Origin of the sequence: Clostridium sp. AM33-3 (genome assembly GCF_003480315.1) — a bacterium.
Classification (GTDB): domain Bacteria; phylum Bacillota; class Clostridia; order Lachnospirales; family Lachnospiraceae; genus Brotaphodocola.
Genome location: NZ_QUIV01000015.1, coordinates 17,126 through 34,055, shown reverse-complemented (window position 1 = coordinate 34,055; position 16,930 = coordinate 17,126). Strand labels below are relative to the sequence as shown.

The window sequence follows — 16,930 nt, the reverse complement described above, 5'->3', positions numbered from 1 at the left end:
CCTTATTTGTTTTTATTCACGATTTTTGTCTCGTATGCGCCGGTTGCGATATCAATATAGCGTACAAACAGAGAAACCTTGTTATCCGGATTTAAGCTGTTCCACAGCATGTCGGTAAATGCGTCCATGTCATCCTGGATGCCGACTAATTTCGGCTCACCCTCAAAGCTCGGAAGCGGATTGCCGTCGTGCATGTAGGTATGGATGAAATGTCCCTCACCGGCCACCGGATTTTCGTAAGCAAAGGTATATCGGTTGCAGGCATCCGGGTTGCCGTTGTTGCTCTTTAAGATGGACATTGCGTAATTGTAATGTCCGTTTTCAATATGAAGGACACCGGAGATCCGTGGGGTGTAGTTCGGTGCGTCCGGCTCAAACTCGCGGCTTCTGAGAGACTGCTCGAAGGTGAGCTGTTTGTCCATGCCCTCGTAGATGGTATCGGTCTGGTCACCGTTGGTCACAATGGTTTTGTTGCCCAGTACACGCACCGGAGCATAGATGATGAGACTCGGGTCAGACAGCTTGCCCGGATCAAATGCCTGGGTGCGGATGCCTTCCCCATCTTCCACAAAAACACGGTTGCGGCTGTTCTCGCTGCGTCCCATGATGAAGTAGGCAGTCACCGCCCTGGTTCCGTCCGGTGTTTTTCCAATGACGATACCTCTTCCCGGGTATGCGTTTGCCTGTAACTCTTCCTGCAGGGATAACTGTTTCATGGTTGATTCCTCCTATGAATGAATGTTTGATGGTTTTCTCTGTTTCCACGTTTTGCAGTCCGTCCGGGTAGTCATGATCTGAAAAAAGCCGCCTGAGTACCACAAAAACATGGTGCCCAGGCGGCCGGCAATCGAAATTCTGCGTGCTCCCCTGTGGTTTCCCACCTTTTCCGCCAGTCACACGCTCTGTATACAGGATAACGGATTCAGATGGAAAATGCAAGTATTTTTTTCAGTCCTTTATTCGTTCCGGATGGCCGCCAGCGGGCTCAGCTTCATGGCCCTGAGCGCCGGGAAGAAACCGGCCGCCATGCCGATAAACACGGCAAAGGCCAGTGAGGCTGCTGCCAGCCATAACGGGATCCGGGAAATGTTTCCGCTCATTCCGGTCATGCTCTGACCGATGTTCAGCAGGTGGTTGATGGCAAAGGACACCGCCTCACTGAAAGCAAGGCCCACGACACCTCCCATAAAGCCGATAAAGCCGGATTCCAGTAAAAACATGTTGCGGATCACCTTCATGTCACAGCCCAGCACCTTGATGATACCGATTTCTTTGGTGCGCTCATAGATCGACATCATCATGGTATTGGCAATTCCGATGGCCGCTACAAACAGGGATACGGCGCCGATACCGCCAAGCACGGCCTGAATCATGCTGGACTGCTGTTCCGACTGTTTCATCCAGTCGGCATTGCTGGAGGCCTGAAAGCCCATGTCGGTGAGCTTTTTCTGAACCTCCTCCACATGCTCCACATCATCTACACTGACGATGCAGGAATTATAAATAAAGTAGTGATAAGGCTTTCCCTTCTTGTTGGTAGGCTGCCCCGGGATGGCCTTTTTTTTGAAAACACGGCGCAGCTGGGTCTCCAAAAGATCCAGTCTTGTATACACGTTGTAGGCATAGCCGTTATAATCATCGACACCGCCCTCTACCACGCCATCGGTCTTCAGCAGGTACTTCTTCGGCGGTTTCGGGGCATCCTCCCCGCCGCCCTGGGACTGGTAGTAGGTGTCTGTATCAAAGATCACAAACATCGGCTTTCCCATGAAGTCTATGTCCGGAAGCTGCCCGGTTTCCCAGTATGTGTTATTTCCTTTGGAATCCTGGAACCACTGGATGATGGCATTGCCGTAGATCAGCTTCATTTCCTTGTCCGATGGTTCGGAAAGCGCCCCCTGTCCCAGCGGGATTTTCTTCAGATACTCATAGGGTGCTCCGTTTAAGGTCAGGTTTGTAGAATATTTTCCCTGCTGCAGCAGCACATTCACCTGCAGCATCGGATACACATCCGTGACATAAGGAAGACGCTTCATCTGCTTTACCACATCATCGGTCAGATACAGCGGATCTTTGGAGTTGTCTCCGTTGTAAGGATTCTCCACGTTAATCTCTGTCAGGCTTCCAAAGGAAGAGATCAGCTCCCGGTTCAGTTCACTTAAGCCAATGCCGAGAGAAACCATGACCACGATGGATGCCGTACCGATCACAACACCAAGGACCGTCAGCGCGGTCCTCAGCTTTCTTCTGCTTAAATTTTTCAGGCTCATGGCCAGCAGATCTGTAAATTTCATCGTTTTCGTTTCCTCTCAACCATTTCATGCCCGGAATTACGGATTTTTGCTTTCCTCATCCGCAGATTCATCCGTTGCTTCGTTTACCTCATCTTCACTAGCCAGAAGCGCTGCTTCCTTTTTCCGTTTCCGGTGTTTTCTTAGCAGCGTACCGCCCACTGCAGCCACAACAAGGACCACCGCCGCCAGAATGGCTTTCCCATATTTCTGCAAAGGTCCCGGCTGTTCCTGCGGCATCTCGTCATACCCGTTCATGTCCATGTCATCCATGTCCGGAGCCGGTTCACTGACATAGAGGGTCAGCTCCTTCTCCACCTCCGACACCTCGCCATTCTCATCTTCATAGGAAATGATGACCTTTACCTTGCCATCATCCGTGGTGGGAGCCGAACCGGTTACCATGCAGTCAACGTTTCCGGTCTCTCCGGATTTGATATTTCCCACATAGGTGTCCGTTGTCTGGATGGAATCTGCTTCAAACCGGGCCATAACGTTGTAAAGCGTTACCTTGCCGGTATTGTTGATGCCGAACATCACATTGGATTCCTCACCCACGCTAATAGAATCCGGCATCACCTCAAAGGTTCCGGTGTTCAGGCGAGGAATCTGCTTGACCGGAATGTCCACCGACATAGTGCCCTCCGCATTCTTAAACTCCGGGCTGTCATAATTTGCCTTTATGGTGAGTCCGTAGGAGCGCTGGTCTACTCCGGACCGGGAGATCATGCGGAAGCTTACCTGGGCAGACGCGCCCGCTCCCAGGGAATGGATCGCCACAGAGCTGGAACCGGATTCCGTGGTAAATACCGGGCTGTCAGACACCTTTTCTGATTCCATGGTCAGCAGAATATCCGAAGCCGACACACTGCTGGACGCATTCTTGACCGTCAGGAGCAGATTGAAGCTTTCTCCTGCCACGATCGTCTCCGGATCCGTGGTGTAGCCATCGACAATGAGACGGGCCTTGGTGCGGTCGTGCTCATTGAACTCTTCATAATCGTCCTTGGTCGGCTTGCTCACAATATGTACAAAGAAGGATGTCTCATAGGTCTTTAGCTCCTCGCCGGTCGAGCTGTCGGAGTAATAGATCTTCATCGTGATCGGATAATAGCCGGTATAGGATTCCTTGCGGATGGCAAAGCTGTAATCCAGCTGGACCGTCTCATCCACCGCGATTTTGTCAAACATCCTGTCGTAGTTGGCATCGTTGATCTCAAACGGGAACTTGGCGCTGTCCGCGTCGAGGACCATGCTGGCCTTCACATTGTACACGGTAGCCGGACTGTTGTTACGCAGACCGATGGAAAAATTCATGACATTCGGGTAGACACCACGCGGCGCGTCCTGCCCCTCTCCCAGAACAAAATCGTAGGTCTTGTTGGTGTCATCGTCATCGTCGTTGGTGGAGGTGGAGGTGGATTTGGTGATCCAGACGCGCAGGTCCGCATATCCTATATCACCTTTTTTATCCATAACAATAACCGGAACCTTATAATATCCCTCAGATAAATCGCGACGTACTGTTGCCGTTAATGACACTTTTTTTTCTTTTTCTTTGCCAGGAATCGTTCCTATTTCTTTTGGATTTTTTCTATCATTTAGTTTTCCTGTAACCTCAAATGGAAAAGCATAACCATACTGACGGTCCTCCTCATCCTCATCCCAGATCTCGCCTCCGCTGGTATCGAATGCGATCATTGCGTCTTTGATCTCGCTGTCGCTGGCATTCTTAATGGTAAAGCTTACCGTCAGGGACTTTCCTGTTTTTCCCCGCTGGATCTTGTCGGAGTATACCGATACCTCCGATGCGTAGGCCTGTACCGGCGCTGCGGCAGGTACCGCTCCCGCAAACAGCATGACTGCCAGCGCAAATGCCGCCAGCCGCTTCCATCTCATTTTTCTCATGACTCTTCTCCTCTATGCAAAGCATCCTGCATCTCCTGCACTGCTTCCTGTGTTTCTTTTTTCTTTTCCTCGATCTTTAAGATCTTTCCGTCCACGATGTGGAACTGCCGGTCCGCAAATCCGGCTATGTAATTATCATGGGTAACCATAACCAGAGTCTGCTGCTGTTCCCGGACAATACGCTGCATCAGCCTTAACACCTCCATGGTCGTCTTAGAATCCAGGTTTCCGGTCGGTTCATCCGCAAAGATGATCTTGGGATCCACGACCAGTGCTCTCGCAATGCCTACGCGCTGCTGCTGACCGCCGGACATGGCGTTGGCCATATGCTTCATCTGCTTTTCCAGCCCCACCAGCTTCAGATATTCTTCCGCCCTCGCATTGCGGATTTTCTTCGGTACACCGCGAAACGACAACGGAAGCGCTACATTTTCCACTGCGTTTAACGTTTTCAGCAGGTTGTAGGACTGAAAGATAAACCCCACATTCTCCCGCCGAAACTGCACCAGCTGGTTCTCATCCATCCGCTCCATATGCTTTCCTGCTATAATGATCTCACCCTTTGTCGGCTTTTCCAGGCCGGCCAGCATATTTAAGAGTGTGGACTTTCCCGAGCCGGACGGACCGACTATGGCACAGAACTCACCCCTGTACATGGTAAAATCCACACCATTCAGCGCATAAACCTTGTTTGTGCCTACCTGATAGATTTTATATAAGTTCTTCACCCGGATGACGGGTGTTTTCTTTTCTTCCATAAAATATGCATCTCCCTTTGCAGACATTCCCGGGCTGGAACCGGCAAGGCAGCTTCCCGGCACTCCTGTCTGCTCATGCACATCATACCATGAACCTGTCATTTTTGATATCTGCTTTTTCTTAATCTTCCTTACGGATTCATTACATACTCAGACAGGAAAAAACTATCCAAAAAACCGCAGTCGGAACCCGCCAATTTTTGGCTAGTTTTTTCTAAAAAAGGGACTGGTAATCTAACATATTTTCCGCTATAATGTCCTAAGACCTGCGGTCGGGGATCCGTCCGCCAGAGAAAAAGCAAAGGAGATACGTTATGAGACATTTGTTGAATCCGTTGGATTTTTCCGTTGAAGAGACCAACGAGTTATTGACACTGGCATCCGATATCGAACACAACCTCAAAAAATATGCTCACGTTTGTGATGGCAAAAAACTGGCTACTCTTTTCTATGAACCAAGTACAAGAACCCGTCTTAGCTTTGAATCCGCTATGTTAAGCTTAGGTGGCAGCGTACTTGGTTTTTCTTCGGCCAATTCCAGCTCTGCAGCAAAAGGCGAGAGTGTTGCAGATACCATCCGCATGATTTCCTGCTACGCAGATATTGCTGCCATGCGTCATCCGAAAGAGGGTTCTGCACTGGTTGCTTCCATGCATTCCCAGATTCCGGTCATCAACGCAGGTGACGGCGGACATCAGCATCCGACCCAGACCCTGACCGATTTAATGACCATTCGTTCCTTAAAGGGCCGTCTGGACAACTTAACCATCGGTCTTTGCGGAGACTTAAAGTTCGGACGTACCGTTCATTCCCTGATCAACGCTATGGTCCGCTACCAGAATGTCCGTTTCGTACTCATTTCCCCGGACGAGTTAAAGGTTCCGGAATACATCCGTGATGATGTGCTCCGCGCAAAGGGCATTGAGTTTAAGGAAGTCAGCAACCTGGATGAAGCAATCCCGGAGCTTGATATTCTCTACATGACCCGTGTTCAGAAAGAGCGTTTCTTCAATGAGGAGGATTACATCCGCTTAAAAGACAGCTACATTCTGGACAAGGCAAAAATGGCACTGGCTAAGGACGATATGTACGTGCTGCATCCGCTCCCGCGTGTAAATGAGATCTCTACTGAGGTGGATGACGACCCGAGAGCAGCTTACTTCAAGCAGGCTCAGTACGGTGTATATGTTCGTATGGCTCTGATCATGACTTTACTGGAGGTGGAAAAACCATGTTAAATATCAGTGGATTACAGGAAGGCGTTGTTCTGGATCATATTCAGGCTGGCAAAAGCCTTGACATTTACTATCACCTTGGTCTTGACCGTCTCACCGACTGTCAGGTAGCCATCATCAAGAACGCGCGAAGCAACAAGATGGGCCGCAAGGACATCATCAAGGTTGAGGGCCCGATCGACAACATTGACCTGGATGTACTGGGCTACATTGACCACAACATCACCGTCAATGTCATCCGTGACAACAAGATCACCGAGAAGAAAGCCCTGAAGCTTCCGAAAAAGATCACCAACGTGATCCGCTGCAAGAATCCGCGCTGCATCACCTCCATTGAGCAGGAGCTGCCGCACATCTTCTATCTTGCAGATGAGAAGACTGAGACTTACCGCTGCATGTACTGCGAAGAGAAATACGGAAAGTCCAAATAACTTTATTTTCTGAATGTTAAAAGGAGTATGGCCTGAGAAATCCGGTCATACTCCTTTCTTGTATGATAGGAAATTGCGTCCTATCATACAAAAACGCTCCGCGAGGATGCGCACTCGGCGCAAAGGCAGATGGTTGCCGAAGCAACCGCGCCTCGGCGCGAGAATGTGCCTTGGCACATTCTTTTTCATGGTCTGATTTTACAGTTTTCGCAGCACTTCGCCCAGCTCCGGCACATCGTTCGCAATATGGCAGGCCCCGGCGTTTTCCAGTTCAGCGCGGCTTCCGTAGCCGTAGAGGACGCCAACCGATTCCATGTGGTTCTGCGCTGCTCCGATCATGTCGTTTTCGCGGTCTCCGATCATGACGATCTCATCCGGATTGGTAAGTCCGCAGCTTTCCATGACGTAGCGGATCACATCTCCCTTATGGATTCTGGTCTCTCCCATATCAGCTCCGCCGATCATCTGAAAATACTCTGCCAGCCCAAAATGCTCTATGATCTTCACAGAATACTGCTCCGGCTTTGAGGTTGCCACATAAAGCTTATAGCCTTCTTTTTTCAGGCTTCCGAGAAGCTCCGGTATACCCGCGTAAACGGCATTCTCAAACATCCCCTTAGTTTCAAAGTACTCACGGTAAATGCCCACGGATTTTCTGGCCTTTTCATGATCGAAGCCATAGTATTTCATAAAGCTGTCCACCAGGGGCGGACCCACAAACACATTCAGGCTGCTCTTATCCTGCACGGAAATACCATAGTGATTCAGCGCATATTCCACAGAATTGGTGATTCCTTCTGCCGAATCGGTGAGCGTTCCATCCAGATCAAAAAAGATATATTTTTTCATAGTTCCTCCTTTTCTTTTCCTGTCGTTCTAACAGTATAGCAGAAAAAAGGAAAAGCTGCCACAGGGACAGCTTTTCCAGATAAATTGCGATATGCAATTGTGTCGTGATTAGATCTGCGGACCAGCTGCAACCAGAGCCTTGCCTGCTGCGTTGCCTTCGTATTTTGCGAAGTTCTTGGTGAAACGCTGTGCCAGGTCTTTTGCCTTGGTCTCCCACTCAGCAGCATCTGCGTAGGTATCTCTCGGATCGAGGATGCCGGTGTCTACGCCCGGAAGCTCGGTCGGGATCTCGAAGTTGAAGTACGGAAGCTGTTTGGTCGGTGCAGCGTTGATGGAACCGTTTAAGATCGCATCGATGATGCCGCGGGTATCCTTGATGGAGATACGCTTGCCGGTACCGTTCCAGCCAGTGTTAACAAGGTATGCTTTCGCACCGCTCTTCTCCATCTTCTTAACGAGCTCTTCTGCGTACTTGGTCGGATGCAGCTCCAGGAATGCCTGGCCGAAGCAAGCGGAGAAGGTCGGGGTCGGCTCAGTAATACCGCGCTCGGTACCTGCTAACTTAGCAGTGAAACCAGACAGGAAGTAGTACTGGGTCTGCTCCGGAGTCAGAATGGACACTGGCGGAAGTACGCCGAATGCATCTGCGGACAGGAAGATCACGTTCTTAGCTGCCGGTGCTGCGGAGATCGGACGCACAATGTTCTTGATATGGTCGATCGGGTAAGATACACGGGTATTCTCGGTTACGCTCTTGTCTGCAAAATCGATCTTGCCTTCTGCGTCAAGGGTTACGTTCTCAAGCAGTGCGTTTCTCTTGATCGCGTTGTAGATATCCGGCTCGGAATCCTTGTCGAGGTTGATAACCTTTGCGTAGCATCCACCCTCGAAGTTGAATACGCCGTTGTCGTCCCAGCCGTGCTCGTCATCACCGATGAGGAGACGCTTCGGGTCGGTAGAAAGAGTGGTCTTGCCGGTACCGGACAGACCGAAGAAGATAGCGGTATTCTCACCGTTTAAGTCAGTATTAGCGGAGCAGTGCATGGAAGCGATGCCCTTTAACGGCAGGTAGTAGTTCATCATGGAGAACATACCCTTCTTCATCTCGCCGCCGTACCAGGTGTTAACGATAACCTGCTCACGGCTGGTGATGTTGAATACAACTGCGGTCTCAGAGTTTAAGCCCAGCTCTTTGTAGTTTTCCACTTTTGCCTTGGATGCGTTGTAAACAACGAAGTCCGGCTTGAAGTCCTTCAGCTCTTCAGCGGTTGGCTTAATGAACATGTTGGTAACAAAGTGTGCCTGCCATGCTACCTCTACGATGAAACGGATAGCCATGCGGGTATCTTTGTTTGCGCCGCAGAATGCATCGACTACAAACAGTCTCTTGTTGGAGAGCTCTTTCTTGGCGATTTCCTTAACAGCTTCCCATGCCTCTTTGCTAGCCGGATGGTTGTCGTTTTTGTACTCGTCGGAGGTCCACCAAACGGTGTCCTTGGAGTTCTCGTCCATAACGATATATTTGTCTTTAGGTGAACGACCTGTATAGATACCAGTCATAACGTTGACAGCGCCAAGCTCGCTGACCTGTCCCTTCTCATATCCTTCCAGAGTCTCTTTGGTCTCTTCCTCAAATAACATCTCATAAGAAGGATTGTAAACCACCTCAGTGGTTCCGGTAATACCATACTGACTTAAATCGATATTTGCCATCTTCATTCAGCCTCTCTTTCACTTTACTCGATATCATTTTTACCGAAATTCGCGTTTATTATCTCATTGTGTGAAGAAAAAGTCAATATTTGGAATTAAAATTTCCATAACAAAATACGCATGCAGCCCATAAGTTTTGAATTATGTATACAGTGTTTTTTCAAATTTTCCCTTATGCACAAAAAGGAAATCCAGCCGGACTTCCTTTTCGTTTTTATGCTGTATAACGCTATTTACATGTTTATGTTTACTTATTTAAAGAACTCATGCTTTTCGTGCTGGAACAGGTAGGTCAGATGATGGTCGAACCAGCTTACATTGCCGGAACGGGACCGGATACGGTTCATAAAGAACAGCGCCCCCTGAGAATAATCCTCTCCGGAAAGGGCCCGGTTCACGGCTTCCACCGTCTTCTCCGATACGCTGCAGCTGTTTAAGCGCCCGTCGCTGACCGGGGAAAACTGAGAACGCTGATAAACCACATCCGTGATGGTAGACGGGAACTCTGCGTCCCGCACACGGTTTAAAATGACATTGGCTACCAGGATTCTTCCCTGCATGTCGCATCCGCCTGCCTCTGCTTCCACGATGCGTTTTAAAACCTCATAGTCCTGGTCGGAAAATGAGATGACTGAGAATGCGCGGACTGCTTCTGCGGCCGCATGACGGCGCTCCTCTTCCGCTTTTCTGGCAGCCTCTTCCTCTGCCTGTCTGCGGCGTTCTTCCTCGACACGCTCGATTTCCTGTGCGGTCTCTTCAATGACCGCCTTCTGTTCCTGACGTACAGCATTCTGTTCCTGTACTGTTCTTGCTATTGTATTGCCCACAAGGAGCTGGCCATTTTTCAAATTGTCAGGATCTGTAAGACGCAGTTGTACCTTTGCTTCCGTTAACAGTTGCGTTTCCCCAGATACTTCTTCCACGGCCTCCTCCGGTGCTTCCGTTTCCGGAGTCTCTCCGTCTGAGGTCTCAGCGTATGCAGTCAGGGCATTGTGTCCGCCTGCCGCAAATCCGGCTGAGGAAAAAGTCATTACGGCTACCACGGCAGTTCCGGCCATGATCACAGCCGCACTGCGGTATAAGCGCTTGGTCATGTTCACCACCGGGGTGAATATGTTTTTTACCAGCTGGCACACCGCCTGGAGAAATGAGCAAAATGGATACATATTCTACTCCTTTCAATCAAGTGATTCCCTAAAAATGGTATATTTTTGACTCAAAGTGGGAGTTAAGTCCTGAAATCACTCATTTCTTTGTGACAGGCGATATTATAGTGGGGGACAAGTAAAACTGTCAATAAGTTTTTCACACTTTTGTCATATCTGCCATCCGGAATTTTCAGGAATTTTCCCTTTTCTATAGCTTTGCACAAAGATCCTGCTTATAAACCGGTGTTTTTTTGTTTCATATTTCTTTCGAAGTGTTAAGTAATTATTACATTTTTGTTAATTATACCGTCATAAAAAAAGAGTCGAACAACGTCGGCTCTTTTTTATGTAAATCATTTTTAAATTATTCGATGGTAAGGCTGGCATATTCTGCCTCCGTGTAGGCTTTTAAATCTTCCGGATTTAAGATCACCTGAGCGCCGCGAATGCCGGCACTGACGGCGATTTCATCAAATAAAACTGCTGTTTCTTCTATATAAGTAGGAAACTTTTTCTTCATACCAATAGGAGAACAGCCACCCCGGATATAGCCGGTGGTCGGAAGCAGCTCCTTCATGGGAAGCATCTCCACCTTCTTGTCTCCGACGGCTCTGGCAACCTTCTTTAAATCCAGTTCTTCCGCTACCGGAATGCAGCAGACCAGAAATCCCCGCTTTTCCCCTTTTAAGACCAGGGTTTTGAATACGCTGTCCGGATCTTCTCCGATCTGGTTTGCTACGTGGATACCGGATAGATCGTTCTCATCCACTTCGTACTCCTGAACGCGGTATGCAATACCTGCCGCATCCAGAAGACGCATCACGTTTGTTTTGTCCTGTTTTTGCTGTTTCATAAGTTATTTCTCCGGAATTACGATTTTGCCGGCAACCGCGCAGGCTGCAGCAGTTTTTGGGGAGGCCAGATAAATTTCCACCTTTGAGGTTCCCATGCGGCCCAGGAAGTTGCGGTTGTTGGTAGCAACCACGCGCTCACCGTCGCTTAAGATGCCTCCGGTCCGTCCGCAGCAGAGTCCACAGCCCGGATGCGTTACGATTGCGCCTGCTTCCACAAGCGTCCTGATCGCGCCGCAGGCCGCTGCCTCCTGGTACACCTTACGGCTGGCCGGTGTGACAATGAGCTTCACATACGGAGCCACGCTCTTTCCTTTTAAAATTTCAGCGGCTGCCTGCAGATCCTCCAGACGGCCGTTGGTACAGGAGCCGATGAAGACCTGGTCTATGACGGTGCCCTCCAGCTCGCTGACGCTGCGGATCTTGTCCACCTGGGACGGGCATGCCATAACCGGCACAAAGTCCTCTGCCTTATAATGAAGCTCCTTTAAGTAAACAGCGTCCGGATCACCTGCCAGGCTCTTCTGGAAATCATCCAGTTGAATCTCACAGTATTCCTCTGTTTTCTCATCCGGAGTAAACAGCGCGCACTTGGCTCCGGCCTCAATGGCCATGTTTGCCATGGTCGTGCGGCTGGCAATACTCATGTTCTTTACGGCAGAGCCGGTAAACTCCAGGGCACGGTAGGTTGCGCCGTCTGCGCCAAGATCACCGATGAGGCGCAGGATCACATCTTTGGACATGACATTGGACGGAAGCTCGCCATCGATCACAACCTTGATCGTCTCCGGCACCTTGACCCAGAGAGTTCCGGTGCCCAGAATGGAAGCCATCTCGGTGTAGCCGATGCCGGTGGAGAATGCTCCCACACAGCCGTAGGTGGTAGTGTGGCTGTCCGTTCCGAACACTACATGCCCCGGCTTTACATAGCCTGCCTCCGTCATCAGCTGATGGCAGATGCCGTCACTTCTGTGAATATTTTTGATGCCATACTGCTCTACAAATGCGTCTCCCACGCGGAAATGGCGGGTGTCGTCCTGCTGGCTGGCCGGAACCAGATGGTCATAGATCAGAACAACCTTATCCGGATCCCATACCTTAGCAAAGCCCATCTCGTGGAACTTGTCCACGATAAAGGGGATCATGATGTCATCTAACATGACGCGGTCCACGTTTACGGTCACAATATCTCCCGGCTTTACCGCTTTGCCGGTATTGTGTGATAAAATTTTTTCAATAATTGTCTGTCCCATACTATCCTCCTAATCCAGTCCGTTGCGCCTGCGCATGGCCTTGACCAGGCCGCCGGCCTCAATGATCTCCATCAGGTTCTCCGGCAGGGAAGCGATCGGGTATTTTTTACCGTTGTAGTCCACATCCTCGTTCACGGTCACGGTGATCGTGTCACCCTCTTTTACTACATCGTGAAGCTCCGGCTGTTCCAGCAGAAGCAGACCGTTATTTAACGCGTTGCGGTAGAAAATGCGGGCAAAGGACTTGGCAATGATGCAGGGAATACCCAGTGCCTTGATCACCTCCGGCGCCTGCTCTCTGGAAGATCCGCAGCCGAAGTTCTTTCCTGCTACAATGATGTCTCCCGGCTGGATCTGACCCGCAAGCTCCGGGCGAAGCGGGGAGAAGCCGTACTGTTTCATATCTTCAATGGTCTTTAAGGCCAGGTATTCCGTCGGGATGATGATGTCGGTGTCGATGTCATCGCCCAGGACCCAGACCTTTCCGGTATATTGTGCCATAGTGGTATCCTCTTATTTTCTCGATATAATATTATGTAGTGATTAATTCTTACAGCATATCAGCGGTACAGATCTCACCCTTTACGGCAGAAGCCGCTACGGTAGCCGCAGAACCAAGGTAAACCTTGGAGCTCGGATGTCCGGCACGTCCCTTGAAATTACGGGTGCCAGTACTGATCAGAACCTCATTCTCACCGATCACGCCCTGGCAGCTGCCCCAGCAGACACTGCAGTTCGGGTTCATGACAATGGCGCCGCTCTCCATAAAGATCTGGATCAGCCCCTCATCCAATGCCTGTAAATAAACCTCCCGGCTGGCCGGAACCACCAGGAAACGTACATGGTCGGAAATTTTCTTTCCTTTTACAATGGCTGCTCCGACACGCAGGTCGTCAATACGGCCATTGTTGCAGGAGCCCAGGAATGCCTCATCGATGCGGACACCGCAGACCTCTTTGGCCGGAACTACATCATCCACAAAATCCGGGCGTGCTGCTACCGGCCGGATTTTCGACAGGTCAAACGTATACTCTCTTGCGTAAACCGCATCCGCATCACTCCGGAATACAGCCTTCGGCTCACGTCCTCTTGCCTTTAAGTATTCCAGAGCAATCTCATCGGCCTCAAAGATGGCGGTCTTGGCTCCGGCCTCTACAGCCAGGTTGCAGAGCACCATACGGTCATTGACACTTAAGGTCTTTGCGCCGTCTCCGGTGAACTCCATCACCTGGTAGTTCACGCCGTTGGCACCGATCTGACCGATGATGGTGAGCATTAAATCTCTCGGATATACACCCTCCGGCAGCTTGCCGGTCAGGTTGAATTTTACGGTCTCCGGAACTAACACCCAGGAGGTTCCGGTTACCATGCCGTAGAGCAGATCGGTACAGCCGACGCCGGTACCGAACGCGCCCAGCGCACCATAGGTGCAGGTGTGGCTGTCTGCTCCGAAGATCAGCTCACCCGGGCAGACATAATGCTCCATCATGATCTGGTGGCATACACCCTTGCCCTCCCAGAAATCAATGTTGTTCTCTCTTGCGAAGTCGCGCATCTTCTTCTGGGATGCAGCAGTCTTCGGGCTGTCCGCCGGAACATTGTGATCCACGATAAAGACCATCTTCTTCGCATCTGCAATATGTGGATGTTTTAATTTGTTGTTGTACATATCGACGGTCAGGTGGGTGGTTCCGTCATTGCTCATCATGCGGTCTAAGGTTACGGTATGGATATCTCCTGCCTTTACCTCCGGCACACCGGCTGCAAGGGCTATGATTTTTTCAGCGATTGTCATTCCCATGATTATGCTTCCTCCTTGTTCAGTGATGCGATGAGTCCGCCCTGACTTAAGATCTGCTGCATATAAGCCGGCAGCTTTGTGCAGGAATAGGTGCTTCCGTTTGCCCTGGCAACACCCTCGGTGAGAGAAAGCTCCATCTCATCTCCGGTGTTCACCGCATCCGGGAGCTCCTTGCAGACGATAACCGGCAGACCAATGTTGATCGCATTGCGGTAAAAAATGCGGGCAAAGGATTTGGCAACGACTGCCTGAATTCCAAGCGCTTTTAATACACTTGGCGCCTGTTCTCTGGAAGATCCGCAGCCGAAGTTTTCTCCGCCTACTACATAATCACCCGGTTTTACTTTTTTCGGAAAATCCGGGTCCAAAGACTCAAATGTATGATCCTTCATCTCATCGATGGTAGGAAGTAACAGATACTGGGATGCGATGATCTGATCCGTATCCAGGTCATTGTGAAATTTGAATATTTTACCGACTGACATAATGTCCTCCTAATCGTTCGTATTGATTTTTGTCCGCGGCACCGGCCCTTCTGCCCTGCCGCATTCAGCCATTTTTTCTCACTTATTGCATTATAGCATCTGTATTGATATAATGACAATAGATAATACTCATATGTATCATAACACTTGGTTATAAAATTTTTTCAATCTATTTGGGGGTTCACACACTGCATGGAACAGAATTTATCACAATACCGTATCTTCTACGCCGTAGCCAAGGCCGGGAATATTTCCCGTGCGGCAAAGGAGCTCTACATCAGCCAGCCGGCCATCAGCAAATCCATCAGCAAGCTTGAGGACAGCTTAAACACCGTACTTTTCACCCGAAACTCCCGCGGTGTGCAGCTTACCGATGAGGGACAGGTACTTTTCGAACATACACGGGATGCCTTCGAGGAGCTGGCCAAGGGCGAACAGGAATTAAAGCGCATCCGGGAATTCAATATGGGGCACATCCGCATTGGCGTCAGCAACACCCTGTGCCGGTTTATCATGGTCAAATATCTGAAGGGATTTATTGAGCAGTATCCTCACATCAAGATCACCATCGAAAGCCAGCCCACTACCCAGACGCTCTCTATGCTGGAGCAGCAGCGCATCGACATCGGACTGGTGGTAGAGCAGAAATCCTCAAGGAACATGAATTTTATCCCGGTCATGGATATCGAGGATATTTTTGTGGCAACACCGAGTTATCTGGAAAATTTAAGGCTTCGCGAGGGAGCTGGAACCGACGTATTCCAGAGCGGCAACCTGATGCTTCTGGATAAAAACAACATTACCCGCCACTACATCGATGACTACATGACATGTAACGAGATCATAGCCAACAATCTTCTGGAGGTCACCACCATGGACCTGCTCATCGAGTTTGCCCGCATTGGACTTGGCATTGGCTGTGTTATCAAAGAATTTGTAAAAGAAGATCTGGACTCCGGACGTCTGGTCCAGTTAAAGCTGGATACCCCCATCCACAAACGGAACGTCGGCTTTCTTTGGCAGAGCAGCCGCACCTCAAAAGCACTGGACACCTTCATCCGGTTCTGCAGGGAGCAGGACAGTAAGGCTCTGTAATACAAAAAGGCAGAACTGCATGCAGTTCTGCCTTTTCACGCATAGAAAACGCGTATTGATTAGTTGTTGATGAGCTTGCCGCTCTCGTCGTTCCAGCTGTACAGCTTACGGATCTCTTCACCGACTTTCTCGGACGGATGCTCGGAAGCAAGCTTTCTCATAGCCTTGAAGTGAACCTGACGGCCTGCCGGGCTCATATCAAGCAGGAACTCTTTTGCGAAGGTACCATCCTGGATATCGGAAAGGATCTTCTTCATAGCCTTCTTGGTCTCAGCGGTAACGATCTTCGGACCAGTTACGTAATCGCCGTACTCAGCAGTGTTGGAGATAGAGTATCTCATTCCTGCGAAGCCAGACTGGTAGATCAGGTCAACGATCAGCTTCATCTCGTGGATACACTCAAAGTAAGCATTTCTCGGATCGTAGCCAGCCTCAACCAGGGTCTCAAAGCCAGCCTGCATCAGAGCGCATACGCCGCCGCAAAGAACAGCCTGCTCACCGAAGAGGTCAGTCTCAGTCTCGGTACGGAAGGTGGTCTCCAGAAGACCTGCTCTTGCGCCGCCGATAGCAAGGCCGTATGCCAGAGCTTTCTCCAGAGCCTTACCGGTATAATCCTGCTCTACAGCGACCAGACACGGAGTACCCTTGCCCTCCTGGTACTCGGAACGAACAGTGTGGCCCGGTGCCTTCGGAGCGATCATGGTAACATCTACGTTTGCCGGCGGTTTGATGCAGCCGAAATGAATGTTGAAGCCGTGAGCAAACATCAGCATGTTGCCCTCTTCCAGGTTCGGCTCGATATCTTTCTTGTACATATCAGCCTGCAACTCATCGTTGATCAGGATCATGATGATATCTGCTTTTTTTGCAGCCTCTGCTGCGGTATATACTTTAAAGCCCTGTGCCTCAGCCTTTGCCCAGGACTTGCTGCCCTCGTACAGACCGATGATGACGTCACATCCGGACTCCTTTAAGTTTAATGCATGTGCATGTCCCTGGCTGCCGTAGCCAATGATAGCGATGGTCTTTCCATCCAGTAAGGACAGGTTACAGTCTTCCTGATAATAAATCTTTGCCATCTTCTTTTCCTCCTCAAGAATCTTTAGATTCAT

General features: G+C 50.0%; 16 protein-coding genes and 1 riboswitch. Of the genes, 3 read left to right on the top strand and 13 right to left on the bottom strand.

Annotation, left to right across the window (positions count from 1 at the left end):
• Positions 1-2 precede the first annotated feature (2 nt).
• From DW819_RS10060 to DW819_RS10045, 4 genes are all read right to left on the bottom strand, one after another.
• A complete protein-coding gene (locus tag DW819_RS10060) occupies positions 3-716 on the bottom strand; it encodes an IMP cyclohydrolase (protein ID WP_118733170.1) in 714 nt (237 codons plus the stop codon).
• Positions 717-823: 107 nt separating this feature from the next.
• Positions 824-907: riboswitch (ZMP/ZTP riboswitch) on the bottom strand.
• A 49-nt stretch (positions 908-956) separates the two neighbouring features.
• The gene (locus tag DW819_RS10055) at positions 957-2,294 is read right to left on the bottom strand and encodes an FtsX-like permease family protein (RefSeq protein WP_118733169.1); all 1,338 of its coding nucleotides are present in this window, start codon (positions 2,292-2,294) and stop codon (positions 957-959) included.
• 36 nt (positions 2,295-2,330) lie between these two features.
• Positions 2,331-4,199 (bottom strand): CARDB domain-containing protein, encoded by a 1,869-nt coding sequence (locus DW819_RS10050; RefSeq protein WP_118733168.1) that lies wholly within the window; start codon positions 4,197-4,199, stop codon positions 2,331-2,333.
• The gene (locus DW819_RS10045; protein ID WP_347560196.1) at positions 4,196-4,984 is read right to left on the bottom strand and encodes an ABC transporter ATP-binding protein; all 789 of its coding nucleotides are present in this window, start codon (positions 4,982-4,984) and stop codon (positions 4,196-4,198) included. Before DW819_RS10045 ends, DW819_RS10050 begins: the two co-directional genes overlap by 4 nt.
• A gap of 287 nt (positions 4,985-5,271) precedes the next feature.
• Here DW819_RS10045 and pyrB point away from each other — a divergent pair, with 287 nt between their 5' ends.
• Both pyrB and DW819_RS10035 read left to right on the top strand, forming a co-directional pair.
• Positions 5,272-6,195: an aspartate carbamoyltransferase gene (gene pyrB, locus DW819_RS10040; protein ID WP_118733167.1), complete on the top strand. Its 924-nt coding sequence runs from the start codon at positions 5,272-5,274 to the stop codon at positions 6,193-6,195.
• A complete protein-coding gene (locus tag DW819_RS10035) occupies positions 6,189-6,623 on the top strand; it encodes an aspartate carbamoyltransferase regulatory subunit (RefSeq protein WP_118733166.1) in 435 nt (144 codons plus the stop codon). Before pyrB ends, DW819_RS10035 begins: the two co-directional genes overlap by 7 nt.
• A gap of 198 nt (positions 6,624-6,821) precedes the next feature.
• On the opposite strand, the gene DW819_RS10030 is transcribed toward DW819_RS10035, so the two are convergent.
• The 8 genes from DW819_RS10030 to leuD form a co-directional block, all read right to left on the bottom strand.
• Positions 6,822-7,472, bottom strand: a complete 651-nt coding sequence (locus tag DW819_RS10030; RefSeq protein WP_118733165.1) for an HAD family hydrolase — start codon at positions 7,470-7,472, stop codon at positions 6,822-6,824.
• Between the two features lie 108 nt (positions 7,473-7,580).
• Positions 7,581-9,185 (bottom strand): phosphoenolpyruvate carboxykinase (ATP), encoded by a 1,605-nt coding sequence (gene pckA, locus DW819_RS10025; protein ID WP_118733195.1) that lies wholly within the window; start codon positions 9,183-9,185, stop codon positions 7,581-7,583.
• Between the two features lie 251 nt (positions 9,186-9,436).
• Positions 9,437-10,279, bottom strand: coding sequence for a cell wall hydrolase (locus DW819_RS10020; protein WP_243025784.1), 843 nt, complete (start codon positions 10,277-10,279; stop codon positions 9,437-9,439).
• A 418-nt stretch (positions 10,280-10,697) separates the two neighbouring features.
• Positions 10,698-11,186 carry a Cys-tRNA(Pro) deacylase gene (ybaK, locus tag DW819_RS10015; protein WP_118733163.1) on the bottom strand — a complete coding sequence of 163 codons (489 nt, stop codon included), beginning with the start codon at positions 11,184-11,186 and terminating at the stop codon, positions 10,698-10,700.
• Between the two features lie 3 nt (positions 11,187-11,189).
• Positions 11,190-12,437 (bottom strand): 3-isopropylmalate dehydratase large subunit, encoded by a 1,248-nt coding sequence (locus tag DW819_RS10010; protein WP_118733162.1) that lies wholly within the window; start codon positions 12,435-12,437, stop codon positions 11,190-11,192.
• 9 nt (positions 12,438-12,446) lie between these two features.
• Positions 12,447-12,938, bottom strand: coding sequence for a 3-isopropylmalate dehydratase (locus DW819_RS10005; protein WP_118733161.1), 492 nt, complete (start codon positions 12,936-12,938; stop codon positions 12,447-12,449).
• A gap of 49 nt (positions 12,939-12,987) precedes the next feature.
• Entirely contained in the window at positions 12,988-14,238 is a 1,251-nt protein-coding gene (locus DW819_RS10000) for an aconitase/3-isopropylmalate dehydratase large subunit family protein (RefSeq protein WP_118733160.1), read from the bottom strand.
• A 2-nt stretch (positions 14,239-14,240) separates the two neighbouring features.
• Positions 14,241-14,723: a 3-isopropylmalate dehydratase small subunit gene (gene leuD, locus DW819_RS09995; protein WP_118733159.1), complete on the bottom strand. Its 483-nt coding sequence runs from the start codon at positions 14,721-14,723 to the stop codon at positions 14,241-14,243.
• A 192-nt stretch (positions 14,724-14,915) separates the two neighbouring features.
• Between leuD and DW819_RS09990 the strand changes: the two genes are divergently transcribed.
• The gene (locus tag DW819_RS09990) at positions 14,916-15,818 is read left to right on the top strand and encodes a LysR family transcriptional regulator (protein ID WP_118733158.1); all 903 of its coding nucleotides are present in this window, start codon (positions 14,916-14,918) and stop codon (positions 15,816-15,818) included.
• 59 nt (positions 15,819-15,877) lie between these two features.
• Here DW819_RS09990 and ilvC read toward each other — a convergent pair whose 3' ends face one another.
• Complete coding sequence (gene ilvC / locus DW819_RS09985; protein ID WP_118733157.1) at positions 15,878-16,897, bottom strand: ketol-acid reductoisomerase; 1,020 nt, start codon at positions 16,895-16,897, stop codon at positions 15,878-15,880.
• Positions 16,898-16,930: the final 33 nt, after the last annotated feature.